20 protein-coding genes and 1 tRNA gene are annotated in these 21,004 nt (G+C 39.5%); 17 read left to right on the top strand and 4 right to left on the bottom strand.

The genetic code is table 11. From position 1 onward, the window contains the following. The first annotated feature begins 3 nt into the window (after nt 1–3). The 16 genes from LLF28_00355 (at nt 4) to LLF28_00280 (ending at nt 15,697) form a co-directional block, all read left to right on the top strand. The gene (locus LLF28_00355) at nt 4–1,410 is read left to right on the top strand and encodes an NAD-dependent malic enzyme (GenBank protein MCE5193904.1); all 1,407 of its coding nucleotides are present in this window, start codon (nt 4–6) and stop codon (nt 1,408–1,410) included. Nucleotides 1,411–1,412: 2 nt separating this feature from the next. Further along, complete coding sequence (locus tag LLF28_00350; protein ID MCE5193903.1) at nt 1,413–2,084, top strand: succinate dehydrogenase cytochrome b subunit; 672 nt, start codon at nt 1,413–1,415, stop codon at nt 2,082–2,084. Between the two features lie 5 nt (nt 2,085–2,089). Beyond that, complete coding sequence (locus LLF28_00345; protein ID MCE5193902.1) at nt 2,090–4,003, top strand: fumarate reductase/succinate dehydrogenase flavoprotein subunit; 1,914 nt, start codon at nt 2,090–2,092, stop codon at nt 4,001–4,003. Between the two features lie 38 nt (nt 4,004–4,041). Continuing rightward, nucleotides 4,042–4,782, top strand: a complete 741-nt coding sequence (locus tag LLF28_00340) for a succinate dehydrogenase/fumarate reductase iron-sulfur subunit (GenBank protein MCE5193901.1) — start codon at nt 4,042–4,044, stop codon at nt 4,780–4,782. A gap of 19 nt (nt 4,783–4,801) precedes the next feature. Continuing rightward, nucleotides 4,802–5,689, top strand: a complete 888-nt coding sequence (locus tag LLF28_00335) for a polyprenyl synthetase family protein (protein MCE5193900.1) — start codon at nt 4,802–4,804, stop codon at nt 5,687–5,689. Nucleotides 5,690–5,717: 28 nt separating this feature from the next. Then, nucleotides 5,718–7,610 (top strand): 1-deoxy-D-xylulose-5-phosphate synthase, encoded by a 1,893-nt coding sequence (dxs, locus tag LLF28_00330; protein MCE5193899.1) that lies wholly within the window; start codon nt 5,718–5,720, stop codon nt 7,608–7,610. Continuing rightward, nucleotides 7,607–8,344 (top strand): TlyA family RNA methyltransferase, encoded by a 738-nt coding sequence (locus LLF28_00325; protein MCE5193898.1) that lies wholly within the window; start codon nt 7,607–7,609, stop codon nt 8,342–8,344. Before dxs ends, LLF28_00325 begins: the two co-directional genes overlap by 4 nt. Further along, on the top strand, nt 8,345–9,016 hold the full coding sequence (locus LLF28_00320) for a hypothetical protein (GenBank protein ID MCE5193897.1): 672 nt from the start codon (nt 8,345–8,347) through the stop codon (nt 9,014–9,016). 110 nt (nt 9,017–9,126) lie between these two features. After that, the gene (locus LLF28_00315; GenBank protein ID MCE5193896.1) at nt 9,127–9,747 is read left to right on the top strand and encodes a MotA/TolQ/ExbB proton channel family protein; all 621 of its coding nucleotides are present in this window, start codon (nt 9,127–9,129) and stop codon (nt 9,745–9,747) included. Nucleotides 9,748–9,750: 3 nt separating this feature from the next. Beyond that, complete coding sequence (tolR, locus tag LLF28_00310) at nt 9,751–10,158, top strand: protein TolR (protein MCE5193895.1); 408 nt, start codon at nt 9,751–9,753, stop codon at nt 10,156–10,158. Continuing rightward, nucleotides 10,155–10,805 (top strand): TonB C-terminal domain-containing protein, encoded by a 651-nt coding sequence (locus tag LLF28_00305; GenBank protein ID MCE5193894.1) that lies wholly within the window; start codon nt 10,155–10,157, stop codon nt 10,803–10,805. Before tolR ends, LLF28_00305 begins: the two co-directional genes overlap by 4 nt. After that, nucleotides 10,802–12,094, top strand: coding sequence for a Tol-Pal system beta propeller repeat protein TolB (gene tolB, locus LLF28_00300; protein MCE5193893.1), 1,293 nt, complete (start codon nt 10,802–10,804; stop codon nt 12,092–12,094). The genes LLF28_00305 and tolB overlap by 4 nt, the downstream gene beginning before the upstream one ends. A gap of 75 nt (nt 12,095–12,169) precedes the next feature. Further along, nucleotides 12,170–12,688 (top strand): peptidoglycan-associated lipoprotein Pal, encoded by a 519-nt coding sequence (pal, locus tag LLF28_00295; protein ID MCE5193892.1) that lies wholly within the window; start codon nt 12,170–12,172, stop codon nt 12,686–12,688. A gap of 32 nt (nt 12,689–12,720) precedes the next feature. Then, nucleotides 12,721–13,590 (top strand): tol-pal system protein YbgF, encoded by an 870-nt coding sequence (gene ybgF / locus LLF28_00290; GenBank protein ID MCE5193891.1) that lies wholly within the window; start codon nt 12,721–12,723, stop codon nt 13,588–13,590. Nucleotides 13,591–13,593: 3 nt separating this feature from the next. Beyond that, nucleotides 13,594–14,583, top strand: a complete 990-nt coding sequence (gene moaA, locus LLF28_00285) for a GTP 3',8-cyclase MoaA (GenBank protein ID MCE5193890.1) — start codon at nt 13,594–13,596, stop codon at nt 14,581–14,583. A gap of 334 nt (nt 14,584–14,917) precedes the next feature. Then, nucleotides 14,918–15,697: a hypothetical protein gene (locus LLF28_00280; GenBank protein ID MCE5193889.1), complete on the top strand. Its 780-nt coding sequence runs from the start codon at nt 14,918–14,920 to the stop codon at nt 15,695–15,697. 505 nt (nt 15,698–16,202) lie between these two features. Here LLF28_00280 and LLF28_00275 read toward each other — a convergent pair. From LLF28_00275 to LLF28_00260, 4 genes are all read right to left on the bottom strand, one after another. Further along, nucleotides 16,203–16,277: transfer RNA gene (locus LLF28_00275), tRNA-Val, on the bottom strand. A gap of 8 nt (nt 16,278–16,285) precedes the next feature. Beyond that, nucleotides 16,286–17,539 carry a phosphoglycerate kinase gene (locus tag LLF28_00270; GenBank protein MCE5193888.1) on the bottom strand — a complete coding sequence of 418 codons (1,254 nt, stop codon included), beginning with the start codon at nt 17,537–17,539 and terminating at the stop codon, nt 16,286–16,288. A 1-nt stretch (nt 17,540) separates the two neighbouring features. Further along, nucleotides 17,541–18,545: a type I glyceraldehyde-3-phosphate dehydrogenase gene (gap, locus tag LLF28_00265; GenBank protein ID MCE5193887.1), complete on the bottom strand. Its 1,005-nt coding sequence runs from the start codon at nt 18,543–18,545 to the stop codon at nt 17,541–17,543. A 10-nt stretch (nt 18,546–18,555) separates the two neighbouring features. Then, the gene (locus LLF28_00260; protein MCE5193886.1) at nt 18,556–19,812 is read right to left on the bottom strand and encodes a DUF1015 domain-containing protein; all 1,257 of its coding nucleotides are present in this window, start codon (nt 19,810–19,812) and stop codon (nt 18,556–18,558) included. A 148-nt stretch (nt 19,813–19,960) separates the two neighbouring features. On the opposite strand from LLF28_00260, the gene LLF28_00255 reads away from it, so the two are divergent. Then, on the top strand, nt 19,961–20,980 hold the full coding sequence (locus LLF28_00255) for a 4Fe-4S binding protein (protein ID MCE5193885.1): 1,020 nt from the start codon (nt 19,961–19,963) through the stop codon (nt 20,978–20,980). The last annotated feature ends 24 nt before the right edge of the window (nt 20,981–21,004 follow it).

The raw sequence follows: 21,004 nt of genomic DNA, 5'->3' as shown, positions 1-21,004 counted from the left end.
AAATTGATAAAAACACCAAGTCCAAGTTACAGCATCACAATAAGACTAGAGATAGAAAACCGCATTGGAATGTTCGCTGGTATTGCCTCAACCATAAGCAATGTGGGTGGAGACCTCGGCTCAGTTGATATCGTAAGAGTAGAAAAAGGAAAAATGATAAGGGATGTCACTGTTAATGCCCGCGATGATGAACATGAAAAAGATATTGTAGCAGCCTTAAAAAATATAAGCGGTGTAAAGGTCATTCAGGTCAAAGACCGCACCTTTTCTGCACATGAGGGCGGCAAAATCGAGATACACAATAAAATTACTATTCGTGACAGGAACGACCTTTCTAAAGTTTATACTCCCGGAGTTGGACGCATATGCATGGATATTAACCACAATCCGGATCATGCATATCGTTACACAATAAAAGGCAACAGTGTTGCAATAATAACAGACGGCACCGCAGTGCTCGGGCTGGGCGATATTGGACCTGAAGCGGCAATGCCTGTGATGGAAGGCAAGGCAATGATATTCAAAGAGCTCGCTGATATCGATGCCTTCCCTATTGCACTGAATACAAAAAATACAGATGAGATAATATCAACTATTAAAAATATTACAGTTCCGTTTGGCGGAATAAATCTTGAGGATATATCTGCACCCCGCTGTTTCGAGATCGAAAAAAAGCTGAGAGAGACATGCAATATACCAGTATTTCATGATGACCAACATGGCACTGCAGTTGTTGTGCTTGCAGCATTAATTAATGTTTCAAGACTTTTTAAAACAGATATCAAAAATTTCAGAGTGGTAATACTGGGTGCTGGAGCTGCTGGAATAGCAAATGCCATTATGCTGTCGTCATATGGAATAAATGACATAATACTTTGTGATAAATCAGGGCCTATTTATGGCGGAAGAACAATCAACATGAACCCATACAAAGAGTCTATATCAAAAAAAACAAATCCGAGAAAAATCAAAGGTGCGCTCAAAGATGCAATGAAAGGAGCGAATGTTTTTATCGGTCTCTCAGGTCCAAACACTGTAACAGTCGATGATATAAACCTGATGGCAAACGGTCCTGTTGTATTTGCACTTGCAAACCCAGAACCAGAAATCGCACCTGAAGAAGCGCTCCCTATTGCGAGAATACTTGCAACAGGCCGTTCTGATTATCCAAATCAGATCAACAACATGCTTGGTTATCCCGGAATCTTCAGGGGGCTCCTGGATGTCAGAGCCCGCGGTGTAAATGAAGAAATCAAATTTGCTGCTGCTCAGGCAATTGCAAATAACATAAAAGACGACGAACTTCATGAAGACTATATCATCCCGAATCCCTTTGATAAATCTGTTGTATCTGCCGTGGCTTCTGCTGTTGCCGAGGCTGCGAAGAAAACCGGGTTGGCCAGGAAATAATCATGCTCAAATTTTTCAGAAATCCCATAGTTAAAAAGCTCATCATGGCTTTTACAGGAGCATCTCTTTTGTCTTTTGTTATTATTCATCTTTTGGGAAATACCACTATATATTTTGGATTTATTAATACCTACGCAGAAAATCTTCATAAGTTTCCCGTTATTGTGTGGCTTTTTCGTATTGTGATAGCTGTCCTCTTATCCATACACATCTTCTTAGGAATACTTCTTAAACTCGAAAATTATTTTGCAAAACCAAAAAAATACAAAATAAAGAAAAAGATCAATACTACTTTTTCATCAGAATACATGATATGGACAGGATTAATCATCGGTGCATTCCTTGTCTATCATCTTCAGCACTTCACAATACAGACAATCGACCCTGCTGCATCAGCACAGATGAATAAAGATATTTTTGGAAAACCTGATATCAGTGCAATGATCTTTACTGGTTTCAAAAAAACAGGAATTTCCCTGCTTTATACTGCAGGGATACTGGCGCTGCTTTTCCATCTTATGCACGGAATTCAGAGTATCATTCAGACAATAGGCCTTAATAATGAAAAGACACTGCCGGTATTTCAAAAGGCTTCTGTACTGGCAGCAGTAATAATATTCTGCGGTTACGTTTCTATCCCGGTAATCATTTTCATCGGAATATTAGGGAGGTAGAGAAAATGGCGCTCGACGGAAAATGTCCATCAGGTCCGATTTCAGAAAAATGGGATAAGAGACGCAATGAATTAAAACTAATAAGCCCTGCAAATAGAAGAAAATATAAAATAATTGTTATCGGAACAGGTTTGGCAGGCGCATCTGCTGCTGCATCACTCGGAGAACTCGGATACAATGTGGAGGTCTTCTGCTATCAAGACAGCCCGAGAAGGGCACACAGCATTGCAGCACAGGGCGGCATAAATGCAGCAAAGAATTATCCAAATGACGGGGACAATATCTGGCGTCTTTTTCATGACACGGTAAAAGGCGGAGATTTCAGATCCCGCGAGGCAAATGTATATCGTCTTGCTCAGTTGAGCAATAACATAATCGACCAGTGTACTGCTCAAGGCGTTCCTTTTGCACGCGATTATGCTGGTTATCTTGATAACCGCTCATTCGGCGGAGCACAGGTATCAAGAACATTTTATGCCAGAGGGCAGACAGGACAACAGCTTCTGCTCGGAGCTTATTCAGCTCTTTCAAGACAGATCAAAGCCAACAATGTAACATTTCATCCGCGCGCAGAAATGCTTGATTTAATTGTAGTTAATGGAGAGGCAAAAGGAATTATTGTGCGCGATCTAATAACAGGGGAAATATCCTCTTTTTCTGGTGATGCGGTCTGCTTATGCACTGGCGGTTATTCGAATGTTTTTTATCTCTCGACAAATGCGATGGGATCAAATGTCACTGCAACTTACAGAGCATACAAAAAAGGCGCCTTGTTTGCAAACCCATGTTTTACACAAATACATCCTACATGCATCCCGGCAACAGGAGATTATCAGTCAAAACTGACTCTCATGTCTGAATCTCTAAGAAATGACGGCAGGATATGGGTTCCTAAAAATAAGAATGACAAGCGACATCCTAACGACATTCCGGAGCATGGTCGCGATTACTATCTTGAACGTAAATACCCGAGCTTCGGAAATCTTGCGCCGAGAGATATTTCATCAAGAGCTGCTAAAGAAGTCTGTGATGAAGGCAGAGGTGTTGGCCCAGGAGGTTACGGTGTATATCTTGATTTTTTTGATTCAATAACCAGACTTGGGCAAAACACAATCGAAGAACGCTACGGTAATCTTTTTGAAATGTATGAAAGAATTACAGGTGAAAATGCATATAATCAGCCGATGAGAATTTATCCTGCTCCGCATTATACAATGGGAGGACTTTGGGTTGATTATAATCTTGAGAGCAATATCAAGGGATTATTTGTTCTAGGCGAGGCAAATTTTTCAGATCATGGGGCAAACAGGCTGGGCGCAAGCGCATTGATGCAGGGGCTTGCAGACGGTTATTTTGTAATACCTTACACAATCGCAAATTATCTCAGCAGGACAAAACCCGGGATTGTAAACACAAGCCATGAGGAATTCAAAAAAGTCGGTGAAGAGATAAATTCAACAGTCAAAAAGCTTCTTTCTATCAATGGAAGAAAAACAGTTAATGAATTTCATAGAGAGCTTGGGAAAATCATGTGGGAAAATGTAGGAATGGTTCGAAATGAAGAAGGCATTAAAAAAGCACTGAAGTTGATTCCTGAATTAAGAGCAGAATTCTGGGAAAATGTAAAGATAACCGGATCAGGCGAAGGACTTAACCAGGAATTGGAAAAAGCGGCACGCGTTGCTGATTTTCTGGAATTCAGTGAACTTCTGTCAATAGATGCTCTTAACCGCAAAGAATCATGCGGCGGACATTTCAGAACAGAGTATCAAATGCCGGACGGCGAGGCAAAAAGAGATGACAACGGTTATTGCCACGTAGCTGCCTGGGAGTTTAAAGGGATTGGCAAAGAACCTGAACTTCATAAAGAACTGCTTGCATTCGAGAATATATCTTTGGCAACAAGGAGCTACAAATAATTATCAAGGCTGTGAAGTTTTTATAAAGGGGTATAATCATGAATCTTACACTATATGTATGGCGCCAGAAACATCCTGAAGATAAAGGCAGATTCGAAAAATATGAGGCAAAAAACATAAGCGAACATATGTCTTTTCTTGAAATGCTTGATGTTGTAAATGAAGGCCTGATAAAAAACAGCAAAGAACCCATAGCATTCGACCATGACTGCAGAGAGGGAATATGCGGAGCTTGTTCGCAGGTCATCAACGGAATTCCCCACGGACCTCAGAAAAAAACTACTGTATGCCAACTGCATATGAGAAATTTTAAAAACGGAGATGCCGTTTACATCGAGCCTTTTCGTGCAAAGGCATTCCCTGTTATAAAAGACCTTATTGTTGACAGAAGCACCTTAGACCGTTTGATACAGGCAGGCGGTTATATATCAGTTCATACAGGCGGGGTTCCAGATGCAAATACAATTTTAATTCCAAAAGATGATGCCGAAACTGCAATGGATGCCTCTGAGTGCATTGGATGCGGCGCATGTGTTGCAGCATGTCCTAATGGTTCTGCAATGCTTTTCACATCAGCAAAGGTATCACATCTTGCAATGCTTCCACAGGGAAAAGCAGAGGCAAAACGCAGAGTCTGCGCAATGACAGAAGAAATGCTAAAACAGGGATTTGGAAATTGCAGCAATCACTACGAATGCGAGGCTGTCTGTCCCAAAGGCATAAAGGTAAAATTTATTGCAAAACTGAACAGGGAGTTTATCAAGTCACTTCTTCCTTGATTTTGAGTTAAAATACTGCATGTTCGATTTAAAGTCTTATCTCAATGACAGGCGCAGGCTTGTTGACCAATTCATAGGAAGTTATTTTGATGTCTCCTATAAACCAGAGACTTTAAGAGATTCGATTGTGTATTCCCTTTCTGCAGGAGGCAAAAGAATAAGGCCGATACTCTGCATTGCATCTTATGAGGCATGTGGGGGAAATACAGAGGGAATCATCCCTTATGCATCTTCACTCGAATTTATTCATACCTATTCCTTAATTCATGACGACCTTCCTGCAATGGATAACGATGATCTAAGGCGGGGCAAGCCGACAAACCACAAGGTTTTTGGCGAAGGGATGGCAATACTTGCCGGAGACGGACTTCTTACAGAGGCATTTTATCTTCTGTCAAAAAATAAATCTCCAAAAATAACTGAATCTGCACTGCTAAAAGTCATAGAAGAGATATCAAAGGCATCCGGGGTTCTGGGAATGGTCGGAGGACAGGCACAGGATCTTCTTTCAGAAAATTCTGAACCTGATGAGGAAACGCTATTGTTCATGCATAACCGCAAGACCGCAGCACTAATAATTGCCTCCGTACGCACTGGCGGAATTCTTGCAGGATGCAAAGATGATATGCTGAAAAAACTTTCAGAATACGCTGAAAATATCGGCCTTGCCTTTCAGGTTGTTGATGATATACTTGATGTAGAGGGTGAGACTGAGGTGCTGGGCAAACCAAAAGGTTCTGATGAAAAAAAACAAAAAATGACTTATCCCAAGTTGTACGGATTGGAGAGATCCAAGCAAAAAGCAAAAGAATTAATAAACAACGCAATAGATGCACTTTCAGCATTTGATAAAAAAGCAGAACCTTTAAGGGCTGTTGCCAAGTATCTGCTGGAAAGAAAAAATTAGCTTTAAGCAATAAAAGAAGGATATTAAGTTGTTAATAGAAAACATAAACTCGCCGCAGGATTTAAAATCTCTCAAGATCGAAGACCTGAATCGTTTGTCAGAAGAACTCAGAAGTCTGATTATAAAACAGGTTGCAATGAATGGCGGACATTTATCGTCAAATCTGGGAGTAATAGAACTCACAATCGCGCTTCATTTTGCGTTTGACTCGCCAACAGATAAAATCATATGGGACGTTGGACACCAGTCATACAGCCATAAACTCCTGACAGGCAGATACGAAAAATTCTCAACCCTGAGAAAATATAAAGGCATCGGAGGATTTCCAAGAAGAGATGAAAGCATTCACGATGCATTCGGCTCCGGCCACAGTTCAACCTCGATATCTGCAGCGCTCGGAATAATAGCAGGACGAGATAAGAACAGTGAAAAGTTCAAGGTCATTGCTGTAATTGGCGACGGAGCTCTTACTGCAGGGCTTGCCTATGAAGGACTTAATCAGGCAGGGCATCTTAAAAAAGACTTGATAGTAATACTGAATGACAATGAGATGTCCATATCACCCAATGTTGGAGCCATGTCTAATTATCTGAGCAAAGTTCTGACCAGCAGTGCATATCAAAAATTCAGGAAAGAGACAAAGGCTCTGCTTGAAGGCATACCAAAGATCGGAGGCTCAGTAGCAAAAATTGCAGAGCGCGCAGAAGGAAGCCTAAAGGGATTCTTTCTTCCAGGCGGACTTTTTGAAGATCTTGGGTTTAATTATGTCGGCCCAATTGACGGACATAATATACATCTTCTTATCGAGACATTTAAAGGGATAAAAGAAATTAAAGAACCTTCTCTGGTGCATATCGTCACAAAAAAAGGAAAAGGATATAAATTTTCAGAAGAAGATCCGTGCATTTATCACGGCATTGGTCCATTCGAGGTCGAGACCGGAGACCCGCTCAGCGACCAGAGGACAACCTCATACAGCAAGGTTTTCGGGGATGCGCTTATAGAACTTGCAGAGGATGATAAAAGAATTATCGCTATAGCAGCAGCGATGAAAGAAGGGACAGGGCTTGAGCCTTTTGCAGAAAAATATCCTGAAAGATTTTACGATGTGGGGATTGCAGAACCCCATGCTGTAACATTTGCAGCCGGACTTGCAACACAGGGCTTAAGGCCTGTTGTTGCGATTTATTCTACTTTTTTACAGAGAGCATACGATGAAATTATTCATGATGTCTGTGTTCAGAATCTGCCGGTTATCTTTGCTATTGACCGTGCAGGCATAGTCGGCGAGGACGGGCCAACACATCAGGGTGTATTTGATATCTCCTATCTAAGGCATATCCCAAATTTGATCGTGATGGCGCCAAAAGATGATATTGAATTAAAAAAAATGCTGAAGCTCGCCTTAAATTGCAATTGTCCTTCTGCAATAAGATATCCCCGAGGAAAAATACCATCCCCTGAATCAAGGATTCATTTATCAGGACGATTTAGTACAGGCGAGGCAGAAATATTAATAGAAGGGGACGACATTGCATTAATTGCAATAGGCAACACTGTTTATCCTGCTCTGGGGGCAGCAATACGTCTTAAAAAAGAAGGCATTATGGCAGCAGTAATAAATGCAAGGTTTATAAAACCGATAGACAAAAAACTCATATCTTCAATCTCGGCAAAAACAAAGCGGCTGCTAACAATAGAGGACAATGTTGTTGCTGGCGGGTTCGGAAGCGCAGTCTTGGAATGCCTGAATGAGCTGGATATTCGTGATGTCAGGATAAAACTGCTCGGCATACCTGATGAATTTGTGGAGCAGGGTTCGCAGATAATCCTTAGAAAAAAATACAGCATTGATGAGGAAGGGATTTATAATACTGCGGTCTCTATGCTTAAAGACTTAGAGCTGAAAATTGAACAATGAAAGAAAGGTTAGATAAGATACTTACAGATAAAGGATTTGTAAAAAGCAGGGAAAGGGCGAAAGCCCTGATAATGGAAGGTGCTGTTTCTGTTAATGGACTGACCATTACAAAAGCAGGCACATTGATATCAGATGATTCAGATATCAGCCTAAAAAAAGACGACATCCCTTTTGTCAGCAGAGGCGGACTCAAACTTAAATCTGCAATAGATTTTTTCAAAATTGACCTGAAAGATAAGATTGCGATGGATGTGGGCTCATCAACAGGCGGGTTTACTGACTGCATGCTCAAGATGGGAGCAAAAAAAATTTACTGCATTGATGTTGGCTACGGCCAGATAGCATGGTCTTTGAGAAATGACCCGCGGATAATACTCCTTGAAAGAACAAATATGAGACATATTGGAAGAGAAAAAATTTCTGATGATATCGATTTTGCAACCGCTGATGTGTCTTTCATATCACTTACAAAGATTATTCCTAAAACAGCCGAATTCGTAAAAAATAACGGTGAGATTCTATGTCTTATCAAACCTCAGTTTGAAGTTGGGAAAAAAGATGTCGGAAAAGGCGGCATTGTAAGAAATGAGGAAAAACGATTACAATGCGTTGAGTTAACAAGAAAAAGCCTTGAGGGTTCAGGATTGACAACAGTCGGAGTTTTCGAATCTCCTGTAAAAGGACAAAAAGGCAATGTAGAATATTTTATATATATGAAAAAGGAGCAATCGTAAATGGACGAACAAATTGCCATTGGAGTCGACTTTTCATTGGCTTCAAAAGATGCTATAGAGGCTTTGCTCGCTGAGGTAGATGACGATAATCTTTTTGAAGAGATATTAAACGCAAACAGGAAGAGACCTGAGATATTATTTTTACTTGTAGAGCATCCGTCTGCTCCGCAGAATATTAAGGAAGAAGCCGCAAAACAATTGCAGATACCTGTAAATGTCAGTTCAGAGTCTCAGACAGCAGGAGAAGACTCTATGCGTTCTGACAGCATTCTTCAGAGAATCCATAGTCTAAACATATCTGAAAAAAGAATGCTGGCTATGAGAGGCGGCAGAGAAGCAAGGTCTATTCTTTTAAAAGATCCGAACAAACAAATAATGCTGGCAGTAATTGAGAACCCCAAAATATCCGAATCCGAGATAGAGATACTTGCACACCAGCGTTCAATACCTGACGAACTTTTGCGCGCTATAATGAAAAACAGGGAATGGATGAAAAAGTATGAAATCCTCCTTGCAGTTATAACAAACCCGAAAACTCCGGCCGGCGTAGCAATCCCGATGCTTACAAGTTTAAAACTCAAAGACCTTTCTATAATCGAAAAAAACAGGAATATATCAGATGCGCTCAGAACAGCGGCAAAAAAACTAGCACAGGCAAGAAAGCCCCATTGATCATACCTAATATTTTATCTTATGGCTATGGAATAAAAAATTCGTTTGACTTATAATAGAAACGTTTTTAAAAATCAGTATTTTCTCAATCTTAAAACAGGAGAATATCAATGCAACATTCTGTCATTCAATTAATATTACAGGCAAGTCTTGTCGTTAAATTCGTCATTCTCATCCTTGTTTTCTTCTCGGTTGTTTCATGGGCAATAATATTTTATAAACAACGCTATATGTCACGGGCAGACAAGGAAACAGACATTTTCCTCGAGGCATACAGGGCAGGACGTGATGTAAAAGCACTGTCAGGCATCACAAGGACACTTAATCTAAGCCCTCTGGCTAATGTATTTAAATACACAGCAAGCGAGCAAACTCAGGATAAAACTGAAATAAAAAGAATATTAAGGCGGTATGAAGCGCTAGAATCCGCAAAACTCGAGAAATACCTGAACTTCCTTGCGACAACAGGCTCAACAACTCCATTCATCGGTTTATTCGGAACTGTATGGGGAATAATGAACGCATTCAGGGGAATCGGGGCTGCAGGTTCAGCATCGCTTGCAGTTGTAGCGCCCGGAATCGCAGAGGCGCTTATTACAACAGCGGCAGGACTTGCTGCGGCAATTCCAGCTGTTATTGCATACAACTACTATCTTAGCAGGGCAAGAGAGATGATTATAGAGATGGAGGATTTTTCAGAAGAACTCCTCGATTTCTTTGCTAAAGAGTAAAAAATGAAGACTGAACGAAACAAAAGCGTATTATCAGAAATAAATGTAACGCCATTCGTTGATGTAATGCTGGTGCTGTTAATAATATTCATGGTTACAGCTCCACTGCTACAGCAGGGAATCGATGTCAATCTTCCAAAGGCTAAAGGCAAAGATCTTCCTCCTGAAGAAAGAATAACTGTTGTAGTGAAAAAAGACGGCAGCATTTACATGAATGACATCTCTGTATCACTTTCTTCAATGAAAGAAAAACTCCTGGCATTAAGCTCTTCCAGACCTAATGTTTTTTTAAAGGCTGACAAGGATGTGTCATACGGTTTTGTTGTTGCGGTAATGGGTGATATAAAAGCAGCCGGAATAGAAAAACTCGGGATGATTACTGAACCAAAGATTGACTTAAGTGAAAAATGAGGAAGCCCGAACTTCGCACAACAGCGATTATATCGCTCGCACTTCATATAACTTTTTTCCTCGTAGCAGTAATAATAATCAAGCAGACAAATCACTTTATCAGGCCCGCCTCATACATCGTAAATCTTGTTGGTCCCGAAGTTGAAAGCGCATCTGCACCTGCAGCAATACCAAAAACATCTTCTGACTCAGCGTCAATCAACGGCTCAAAAAATGTGGATTCTAAAGAAGATGAAAAACAATATGCCTCTGACAGAATTGCTGCTTTAAAAGGAAAAAAGAAAGCTGCCGAAACTGTAAAACTGAGAAATATAATTTCACTCAAGGCTTCAGGTAATTCCGAGACTGTGACTTCTTCAAATACACAAGACACAACAGGTAGCGGGATCTCCATGGGAAGCTATGAGAAAAAAATAGGAGAAGAAATAAGGCAGAATTGGGCATTCCCGTCAAAAAGCGACATGACACTCGAGGCGATAATCACAGTAACAATAAAAAAAGACGGAGCAGTAAAAATCAACCGAATTGAGAAAAGTTCAGGAGATGTTCTTTTTGATAAATCCGTTTTAAGGGCAATAACAAAGGCAAGCCCCGTAACACCGCCTCCATATGACATGGAAGAAATTGGATTGAGGTTTACACCATGATAAATAAATTAAAAACTATGAATTTGAATTTAAAAAATTTAGCGCTGATTGTTCTTATTTCATTTTTATGTTTTAACTTCTTGATCTCCAAAAGCGAGGCAAAGACTTACATTGATATAAATTCCCCGGGCATGAGAAAGCTTCCTATAGCAATTTCTGAATTCACAGGCAGTGAAGGAAAGGCAATATCAGACATAATAAAAGCTGACCTTGAGTTCACTGGATTTTTCCTGTGTATTGACAGAAAAAAATATATCGAAGAATCAACTCATCCGTTTAATCCCGAGAACTGGAGCATAATAGGCGCTGAGACAGTTGTTAAAGGAACCGTAACCGGAGATCAGGACCTAACAATAAATGTTGCGCTATACGATGTTACTGATGGAAAAGAAATTTTAAAGAAAAAATATGAAGGCAAAAAAACTGTTCTTAGAGAAGTTGCTCATTCTATTGCAAATGATCTATATAAACAGATCACCGGCGAGGAAGGCATATTCACAACAAAAATCGCCTTTGTTGCTGAAGATGAAGGCAAAAAAGGACTTTATATCATGGACTGGGACGGTTCAAACATAAAGCGTCTTGGCATTAGGGGAAATTTCGTCCTTGCTCCTCACTGGTCAAAAGACGGCACTCGGATTGTATATTCATCACAGCGAGGCATACAATGGGGCATATATCTGCTAGACTTTACAAAGATGACAGAAAGAAGCATATTTAATTCTATAGGTCTGAATATAACAGGCAATTTTTCACCTGAAGGAGATGAGATAGTTTTTGCTTCATCAAAAGACGAGGATTATGGCATTTATACATTGAAGCTTTCTAAATTCAAGATCACAAAGATTTCTTTAACACGATGGATAGAAATCTCGCCTTCATTCTCGCCAGACGGTAAAAAGATTGCCTTTGTCTCTGACAGAGGCGGAACACCTCAGATATATATTATGGAAAAAAACGGCTATGATGTGAGACGAATCACCTTCGAAGGAAATTATAATACATCGCCTATCTGGTCGCCAGTTGGCGACAACATTGTGTTTGTAGGCAGATTTGAAGGAAAACATCATATCTTTACTGTCAAGCCTGAAGGTTCGGGACTAACAAGACTTACCAACATAGGCAACAACGAAGACCCTTCATTTTCTCCTAACGGAAGGTTTATAATATTCTCGTCAGACAGGGACGGCGCAACCGGCATATATATAATGCGGGATAATGGGGAGATCCAGAAAAGGATTACACCAGCTTGGTTAAAGGCAACCGGTCCGAGGTGGTCTCCTAATTAAATTGTTATACAGTAGTCATTGGTGAGTTTGTAATAACTCAGGCTACATATTTCATAAAATAAGGGAGGGTTTATTATGAAGAGATTTTCAGCTTTGGTATTTGCTTTATTTTTAGTAATTGCATTTGCAGGTTGTGCGCAGCAGAAGAAAGTTTCAACTGCTCCTGAACAGCCGGCAACAACCCAGAAAGCTGTTGAAGGCGAAAAAAAGGTTGAAGCTCCAAAAGTTGAGACAATGGCTGTAAAAGAGTCTGCCGCAGGTTCCATGTTTAGTAATGTTCTTTTTGATTTCGACAAATACAACATCAGAAGTGATGCAAAACCAACTCTCAAGAGTGTTGCAGACTGGGCAATCAGCAACAAAACAGCAAAGATAGTTCTCGAAGGAAATTGTGACGAGAGAGGCACAAACGAATACAACCTGGCACTTGGAGAAAAGAGAGCAAAGTCAGTGAGAGATTATCTTGTATCACTCGGCACAAGTAAGAACATGCTAAGCACAATAAGCTTTGGCAAAGAGAAACCTCTCTGCACAGAAAAAACAGAAGGGTGCTGGCAGGAGAACAGAAGAGTTGAGTTTAAAGTAGCAAAATAAATAAACGATCTTAAGACCATCAGGAGAATAAAGTGAAAAAGATATTCCTTCTTATGCCGCTTCTGCTCATCATAGGGTGTGCGTCAGTGAGCGATATGTCTATGCTCAGAGCTGAAATTAACCAGCTGAAAAGGGATATCTATGAACTTCAGAAACAGGCCTCTGATCTCAAATTAAACAAAGATGAATCTTTTAATGCAATGAGAGAGAGCGGAGCCACGCTCCGCTCTGAGGTCTCATCCGTATCAAAAGACCTTCAGACCCTTACAGGGAGATTCGACGAAAACAAATATAATCAGGATAATTCTCTCAAGAAAATGACCTCGGAAATAGAAGTATTGCGCGCACAGATCACTGCGCTTGAGAATCAGATAAAAGAGATGCAGCCAAAAACTTCTTCAAAATCAGGTACAGACACCCAAAAAAACAAAACCGAAATATCTGAAGAAAAAAAAGCTGATGGAGAAGAAACAGCTTCAACAGAAACAAAAACCACTGATGCAAAAGAACCTAAGAAACTTTATGAATCAGCATATAACCTCTACAAAGAGAAAAAATATAAAGACTCACGTGCAAAATTCGAAACATTTCTTAAGCAACATCCAAAAGATAATCTTGCGGCAAATGCTCAGTTCTGGATCGCAGAGACGCTTTACGCAGAAGAGGACTATGCAGGAGCAATTGTTGAATATGATGCACTAATAAAAAAATATCCGAAAAGTGACAAGTGTCCCGGCGCAATGCTCAAACAGGGACTGGCATTCCTGGAAATGACAGACAAAAAAGCTGCAAAAGGCATCTTTGAGCAGTTAAGGACAAAATATCCCAAGTCCAAAGAAGCAGGCATTGCAAAGAAAAAACTCGATGAAATAAACAAACCATCAGCAAAGAAAAGCCGCTAGAAAATGTCAGGCCTAAAAGACAGATTCAACAGAGTCATCGATTACATGCGCATTTCGATCACAGACAGGTGCAACCTGCGCTGTGTATACTGTATGCCTTCAGAAGGAATCAATCCGATCGAGCATAAAGACATTCTTTCTTATGAAGAGATCATCAGGGTTATAAAAGCTGCTGTTGAACTTGGCGTGAAAAAAATCAGGATAACAGGCGGAGAGCCTCTCGCAAGAAAAGATGTGACATCATTAACATCCGAAATAAAAAAAATTGCAGGCATAGAAGATCTTAGCATCACTACAAATGGAATTCTGCTGGAAAAATATGCACAAGCGCTGGCAGATTCAGGCGTTGACAGGGTCAATGTCAGCCTTGACACTCTGAAACCTGAGCGTTACAAAGAAATAACAAGACTTGGCGACATAAATGTTGTTTTTAAAGGACTTGAAGCTGCAAGAAAGGCAGGTCTTCTGCCCATTAAGATAAATATGATACCAATCCGAAATATTAATGCTGATGAGATACAGGACTTTGCAAGATTAACTATTGACAGAGATTGTCATGTAAGATTCATCGAATTTATGCCGTTTGGAAAAGACGGATTCTGGAGTCCTGAAAAATATGTTCCGTGCAATGAGATAATGTCCGAAGTAGAAAAGATCGGCAGAATCACTCCTGTTAAGGTTAGAAAGAACGGGCCTTCAAAATATTTCAGGATAGAAAATGCAAAAGGCGTCGTAGGTTTTATAAGCGCAATAACACATCACTTTTGCGAGGAATGCAATCGTCTAAGGCTCACAGCTGATGGTAAACTAAGGCCTTGTCTTTTTTCCGAGACAGAAATCGACCTTAAGCCTGCATTAAGAGGAACAAACATTGAAGAAGAAACCAGAAGACTTCTGAATCTTGCAATAGCAGTAAAACCCGAAAAGCATAATATCAACAGCAGCAGTAAAACCTTAAAACTCATCCGCACAATGTCACAGATCGGCGGATAAAAAAATTTTAAATGGTAGGCGATGTAAGGATCGAACTTACGGCTTTTTCCGTGTGAATTATCCTGTAACAATTATTCCACATACCAAGTTTTCCCAAATCTTTGCAAATTAATAGAAAAGGCGTTTTGCCCTTTTCCCTATTTTTTGCTTGTCTACTATACAAGAACAGTACAATTCAGCTGAGGCAGTTAAGGATTATATTTTGAAGCATAAAGCGTTATAATTTTAGAAGATAGGCAATATAGGCTGACAAGGTGTAACTCCTACACCTTCCCCTAAATAAACTTCAATTTATTGGAGCAGGAGCAAACCACAAAAAAAGAGTGGCAGAAAAATGAGAAAGGTTAGCGGATTTCCTTCAAGAAAGATTTTCAACAAGCATGTAACAGATGGGAAAGACTATTTTGGTTTTTCTCCTCAGTACATTAAATATCTCAATGAATTTTACGAAAAACGTAGACAAGAAAATAGACAACAAAAAGTTTACGGTTATAAAAATTTATGCAAGATATTTTCTATACAGAGCAACCCAAGAAAAGCTGAAAGGAGCAAGACAACAATATCCGAAGCAAATAGAATAGCATTTATAAGAAAAATGAAACGATATGGCTTTTTTGATGATTATATAAGGGAAGACCTTATGAGAAATCGCTCTTATATGCTTAAAAAAGACATTAACAAGATAAAAAGAAACTGCATACTTGGAATATCTGAAATAGCAAAATACTTTGGCATGAATAAAAAGTATCCCAAGAAGATACTCTCTAGATTAAAAAAAGAATTCCCGATGATGCCTGTAAATCTATCAAAGCAGATTGCCTACAAAGAAAAACTTGCTGAATGGGAATTTTTTCATTTCTTTTATAAGAGTCAGAAAAGGAGACTTGCCAGTTCCTTGCCTTTATGTAAAAGTCTAGACCTATTTTTTAATTTTGATTTGCGTATAAGAAGCATCATTGAAAAATCACCCATTGTAGGAGACATAACAAAACAACATGAAAAATTTAGAAAAAAATTTATGGTTTTATTTAAAAATAAACCTACAAATTCTATTTTAGAAGAACTTAGAAATTACCTCAAAAATTCTTGTGATTTCTCACCGCCAAAGATGTGACAAAAATTTCCTGTTTTGTTGTGATATTTTCCTGCATTTAAAAATTCCCTAGTTGATTTTAAACGTTTTTTCGTTTTTTCTGAACAGCTGACTAAAGGGTTGTCTCCAACCTTTCGCAATTCAAAACGCTATCATATTGCATAGCATAAAAATGAGAATAAAGTTCGAATTAATAGGGGAATAGTTATGGAAGAAACCATCCTTGAAAATGCAACAATAGTTGCTTTCTGTAAGAATGAAGGGGAGATTGTATGACGAAAACAGAGCTTATAAATTCTAGAATATGCAAAATGGTTCATTCTACTTTGACAATTAAAAGTCGTTGCAGAGCAAAAGAAAATTATAATTTGGATTTAACCATTAAAACTGTTCAAACCAAATTGACTGTTAAAAATAAGTTAAATTCAGCTTCAACGAATAAAACCAGTAATGTTCAACATGGTTTATGGGATTGGGACTAGAAAATAATTGATACAAAATTATGAGAAGGCAAAAACAAAGTATATGGTAGGCGATGTAAGGATCGAACTTACGGCCTCTTCCGTGTGAAGGAAGCGCTCTACCACTGAGCTAATCGCCCTTCCGAAATTATTCTTCTTTTTTTCTGTCTGTCAAAGCCGCTATGCCCGGAAGCTCTTTGCCTTCAAGAAGCTGGAGCGATGCTCCGCCCCCTGTTGATATAAATGATATGGCGTCTGATACGCCTGCCCTATGAACAGCAAGGTCAGTATCTCCGCCTCCGACTATTGTTAATGCATATGCATCGGCAACTGCGCGCGCTACAGCAAATGTCCCTCTTGAAAATGCATCCATCTCAAACACACCCATCGGGCCGTTCCAGATTATCGTCTTTGCATCCTGAATAGCCTCTGAAAAAAGTTTTGCTGATGCGGGGCCGATATCAAGCGCCCTCCATCCTTTTGGTATCTCCTGCGTTGTAACAAGTTTTGTCTCTGCGCCAGCCTCAATTGTCTGGGCAATAACGCTGTCTACAGGCAGATAAAACTTTACATTGTTTTTTATGAGTTTGTTTCGTATCTTCTCTGCAAAATCAAGCATATCATCTTCAACCAGAGAATCGCCTACTTCATAACCCATCGCTCTTATAAATGTATAAGCCATTCCGCCGCCGACTATAACCTTATCAACTTTATCAACAAGATTTTCTAACACTCCAATCTTTCCTGAAACCTTTGCTCCTCCAAGCACGGCAACGAGCGGTCTGACAGGATTTTGAATCGTGCCTTTTAGATATTCAATCTCTTTTCTCATCAGAAATCCCGCTGCAGATGGAAGAAGTTTTGCTATCCCTGCAGTCGACGCATGAGCCCTGTGCGCAGCTCCAAATGCATCATTCACATAAAAATCTGCGAGTTTTGCAAGAGATTTCGAAAATTCAGGATCGTTTTTTTCTTCACCTGGATGGAATCTCAGATTCTCAAGAAGAACAACGTCGCCTTCCTTCATTTTTGATACAAGGCTTTCGACCTGCGGACCTATACAGTCATGCGCAAATGTAACTTCTTTGCCAAGAAGCCTCTGAAGTCTTTTTGCCACAGGCGCAAGAGAAAATCTGGGATCAACCTTGCCCTTTGGTCTTCCAAGATGAGAGCCGATTATTATCTTTGCGCCTTCGTCTATTGCATAGTCGATTGTGGGAAGTGTTGAGCGTATTCTTCTGTCGTCTGTGATGCTGAGATTATCATCAAGAGGAACATTAAAGTCTGCCCTTATAAATATCCTCTTTCCTTTTATATTCAGCTCTTCTATTGTCAGTTTGCCAAGAACATCGATAATAGGCGCATTAGGATTATGATTATTATTGTTGTTCTTCTTAATCATCTCAGCCTCTTTTTGCAATATAACTTATAAGGTCACGCACTCTTGAGCTGTAACCAGTCTCATTGTCGTACCATGCAAGAACTTTTACCATCCTGCTTTCCATCACCTTTGTTTCTAATGCATCTATAATTGATGAATGGGCATTACCGTTGAAATCTATTGATACAAGAGGTTCCTCTGTGTACTGCATGATGCCTTTGAGTTTGCCGTCTGCTGCTTTCTTAAAAGCAGCATTAACCTCCTGAATAGTTGTATCTTTTTTAAGTTCAGCAACAAGATCTACTATAGAAACATTAGGAGTAGGAACTCTCATTGACAAACCGTCAAGTTTGCCCTTGAGTTCGGGCAGAACAAGACCGACCGCTTTAGCTGCTCCGGTTGTGGTCGGTATCATAGACATCGCAGCAGCCCTTGCCCTTCTCAGATCTTTGTGAGGGAAATCAAGAATGCGCTGGTCATTTGTATAAGAATGAATTGTTGTCATCAGTCCTCTGATTATCCCAAATTCCTGATGCAGGATCTTTGCAACAGGCGCAAGACAGTTTGTTGTGCAAGATGCATTAGAAATAATCTTGTGCTTTGCAAGATCAAGTGTTTCTTCATTAACTCCCATACATACAGTTATGTCAGGTTCTTTTGCAGGAGCAGATATTATCACCCATTTTGCTCCGGCAGTGATGTGTTTTGATGCTGAAGCCTTATCAGTAAATCTTCCTGTTGCTTCGAGCACAACATCAACACCAAGCGCCTTCCACGGAAGTTTTTCAGGGTCAGTAAGCGCTGTTATCTTAATCTCTTTACCGTTAACAATAATACTGCTGTCAGCGGCCTTTACATCAGCGTCAAACATCCCGTGGATCGAATCATATTTAAGCAGGTGTGCCAGTGTCTTTGAGTCTGTGAGATCATTTATAGCAACAATCTCGAAATCCTTGCATGTTTTACTTGCTCTTAGAAAAACTCTCCCAATTCTCCCGAAACCGTTAATTCCAACTTTAAGCGCCATAAAATCCTCCCTACAAATTATTTCTGAAACTGTTTATTACAAATCCTGTGAAGAGCTTTGGGTAAAAATATGTGGACTTCGGAGGCATTCTGACTCCCGAAAGTGCAACCCTCTCAACATCCTCAACCTTTGTTGGCTTGAGGGAAAAGGCTGCGTCATAAAGTCCTTTTTTTACCATAGACAGCGTCTCCTCAGAGCTCATCTCATAAGCTATATCAGTTATCTTGAGAAGCGTTCCAAAAATTAGTTCATGCAGTACAGTTACATCCAAATCCACAAGCGCAGGATGGATATCCTTGAGCCCTTTGCCTTTATGTCTCATTATATACTGTTTCAGACTGTTTTCAACCCTGTCAACATAGCTTAATCCAATGGCATGTTTTTGTGCTGACATTGCACTTTCCATATTCTCTTCTCTAAGCGGCTCTACATCAAAATAGTCTGACAATATTTTCAGGGAATCCTCAGAAAAACCATGGACAAGTCTGTGAGCAGGAAGTATTGTCAGATCTTCAGCTGAAATATTTGCAAGAAACATCAGGACATAATTGAACGGCTCATTCCCTGTGCAGTCAAGATTTTTATTTTTCATCTCTCTCTGGAATTCAAGGGCTGTTTCATATCTGTGATGGCCGTCTGCGATGAATATAGCTCTGCCCTCTAGGTCTCTACTTATTATATCTATATCTTTTTCATCCTCGACTATCCATAACCTATGAACAGCGTTCTCGGGATCTTTCGCTTCCATATATGGTTTTAAAGCCATTGTTTTTTCGATTATATCCGACGCCTTTTTCTCATGGCTGTTATAAAGAGAAAATATCGGGCTTGTATTTGCATCACACGACTTCATGAGATTCAGCCTGTCTGTCTTTGGCTTCGAATGAGTGCATTCGTGAGGATATATTCCCTTGCCCAGCTCTTCGAGCTTCACAAGTCCGAAAAATCCTTTAAGTTTTTTCTGTCTGTCGTTGATTTTGTACTCGATCTCATAAACATAATAACAAGGCTTCTTTGTGTTTATAAGGATTTCGTCTTTGAGCCATTGTGAAAGATTCTGCGCAGCGCGTGTGTATTTGTTTGCGGATCCATTATCGTCTTCCTGCTCTTTGCCAAAATCTATCCTTACAATATTGTAAGGGCTTTTTCTGTAAAGCGTTTCCTTGTATTCAGGCGTAATAATATCGTAAGGAGGAGCAACAACATCTTCTCCCGAAACCTTGCTCGTATTGTAGAGAATACCTCTGAACGGACTAATTTTTGTCATATTTCCCCACGGAAAAGCGATAAAAAATTCTGATTATTTTAGCACATGATATTATTTAATTGCCATATTTTCTAAACATATTATTCTGCTATTGTTTTTCTGATAAAAATCATGTTTTTAGAATTAAAAAAAGTTTATCATAGCTCATATGGAAAAATTCAATCGTTCGTATATCAGATATATGAGATATACAGTCCAGTGGGGAATACTGATTTTTTTAATCTTTGCAGGATATCAGCTATATCTTTTTGTTGAATATTTTAATTCCCCAGGATTAACAATTGACAACACAGATATTCTTTCCAAAAGATATCCTTCAATCGAAGGTTTCCTCCCAATCGGAGCTTTAATGTCTCTTAAGCTTTGGATAACAACAGGGATACTTGACAGAATTCATCCTGCCGGGCTTGTAATATTCATAGCAGCTATTTTAACCTCGCTAATACTCAGGAAAAGTTTCTGCGGATGGATATGCCCTGTTGGAGCGATATCAGAAACTGTATCTAAACTTGGCGAAAAGATATTCAAAAGAAATATTATCATGAATAAGTACATTGATCATCCTTTGAGAGCAATAAAATATCTTCTTCTTTCTTTTTTTATTTATGTGATCGCGATAAAAATGGATTCGGGGGATATCTTAAAATTCCTTAGCGAAGATTATTACAAGATTGCTGATGTTAAGATGCTTTATTTTTTTACAAAGATGACATCTATGACTTTTATCACACTCTTGATTCTTTTTATAGGTTCTTTATTCTTTAGAAACTTTTGGTGCAGATATTTATGTCCATATGGAGCATTGGTCGGCACAGTAAGCCTTTTTAGCCCTGTAAAGATAACGAGAAATACAGATGCGTGCATTAATTGCGGGAAGTGTTCGAAAAACTGTCTGTCATTTCTACCTGTAGATAAAAAAGTCAGAATTAGCTCTCCTGAATGCACAGGTTGTCTTGTTTGCGTTAGTTATTGTCCTGCAAAAGGCGCGCTCGATATTGCAATGGCTAAAAACAAGATTTTAAATCCAATATTATTTTCAATTTTGGTTCTTATTTTGTTCTTTGGAGCAATCAGTATCGGGAAAACAACAAGCAAGTGGAATTCAGCAGTCACCCATGAAGAATATTCAAAGATAATCCCTCAGGCAGATATCTTGAAACACCCATAAGCAATCAGAAAAAAATGGGCAGGG

The organism is Nitrospiraceae bacterium, assembly GCA_021373015.1.
Lineage (GTDB): Bacteria > Nitrospirota > Thermodesulfovibrionia > Thermodesulfovibrionales > UBA1546 > JAJFTJ01.
The sequence above is the reverse complement of the archived record's forward strand: the minus strand, read 5'-3'. Positions and strand labels throughout refer to the sequence as shown.

What these genes read in the sequence shown, in the direction of transcription:
- LLF28_00340 (MCE5193901.1), top strand. Translation starts at nt 4,042, where the DNA reads ATGAATCTTACACTATATGTATGGCGCCAGAAACATCCTGAAGATAAA.
- tolR (MCE5193895.1), top strand. Translation starts at nt 9,751, where the DNA reads ATGAAGACTGAACGAAACAAAAGCGTATTATCAGAAATAAATGTAACG.
- LLF28_00320 (MCE5193897.1), top strand. Translation starts at nt 8,345, where the DNA reads ATGGACGAACAAATTGCCATTGGAGTCGACTTTTCATTGGCTTCAAAA.
- LLF28_00335 (MCE5193900.1), top strand. Translation starts at nt 4,802, where the DNA reads ATGTTCGATTTAAAGTCTTATCTCAATGACAGGCGCAGGCTTGTTGAC.
- LLF28_00345 (MCE5193902.1), top strand. Translation starts at nt 2,090, where the DNA reads ATGGCGCTCGACGGAAAATGTCCATCAGGTCCGATTTCAGAAAAATGG.
- gap (MCE5193887.1), bottom strand. Translation starts at nt 18,545, where the DNA reads ATGGCGCTTAAAGTTGGAATTAACGGTTTCGGGAGAATTGGGAGAGTT.
- LLF28_00325 (MCE5193898.1), top strand. Translation starts at nt 7,607, where the DNA reads ATGAAAGAAAGGTTAGATAAGATACTTACAGATAAAGGATTTGTAAAA.
- LLF28_00350 (MCE5193903.1), top strand. Translation starts at nt 1,413, where the DNA reads ATGCTCAAATTTTTCAGAAATCCCATAGTTAAAAAGCTCATCATGGCT.
- LLF28_00305 (MCE5193894.1), top strand. Translation starts at nt 10,155, where the DNA reads ATGAGGAAGCCCGAACTTCGCACAACAGCGATTATATCGCTCGCACTT.
- LLF28_00270 (MCE5193888.1), bottom strand. Translation starts at nt 17,539, where the DNA reads ATGATTAAGAAGAACAACAATAATAATCATAATCCTAATGCGCCTATT.
- moaA (MCE5193890.1), top strand. Translation starts at nt 13,594, where the DNA reads ATGTCAGGCCTAAAAGACAGATTCAACAGAGTCATCGATTACATGCGC.
- LLF28_00280 (MCE5193889.1), top strand. Translation starts at nt 14,918, where the DNA reads ATGAGAAAGGTTAGCGGATTTCCTTCAAGAAAGATTTTCAACAAGCAT.
- LLF28_00255 (MCE5193885.1), top strand. Translation starts at nt 19,961, where the DNA reads ATGGAAAAATTCAATCGTTCGTATATCAGATATATGAGATATACAGTC.
- LLF28_00315 (MCE5193896.1), top strand. Translation starts at nt 9,127, where the DNA reads ATGCAACATTCTGTCATTCAATTAATATTACAGGCAAGTCTTGTCGTT.
- LLF28_00260 (MCE5193886.1), bottom strand. Translation starts at nt 19,812, where the DNA reads ATGACAAAAATTAGTCCGTTCAGAGGTATTCTCTACAATACGAGCAAG.
- pal (MCE5193892.1), top strand. Translation starts at nt 12,170, where the DNA reads ATGAAGAGATTTTCAGCTTTGGTATTTGCTTTATTTTTAGTAATTGCA.
- tolB (MCE5193893.1), top strand. Translation starts at nt 10,802, where the DNA reads ATGATAAATAAATTAAAAACTATGAATTTGAATTTAAAAAATTTAGCG.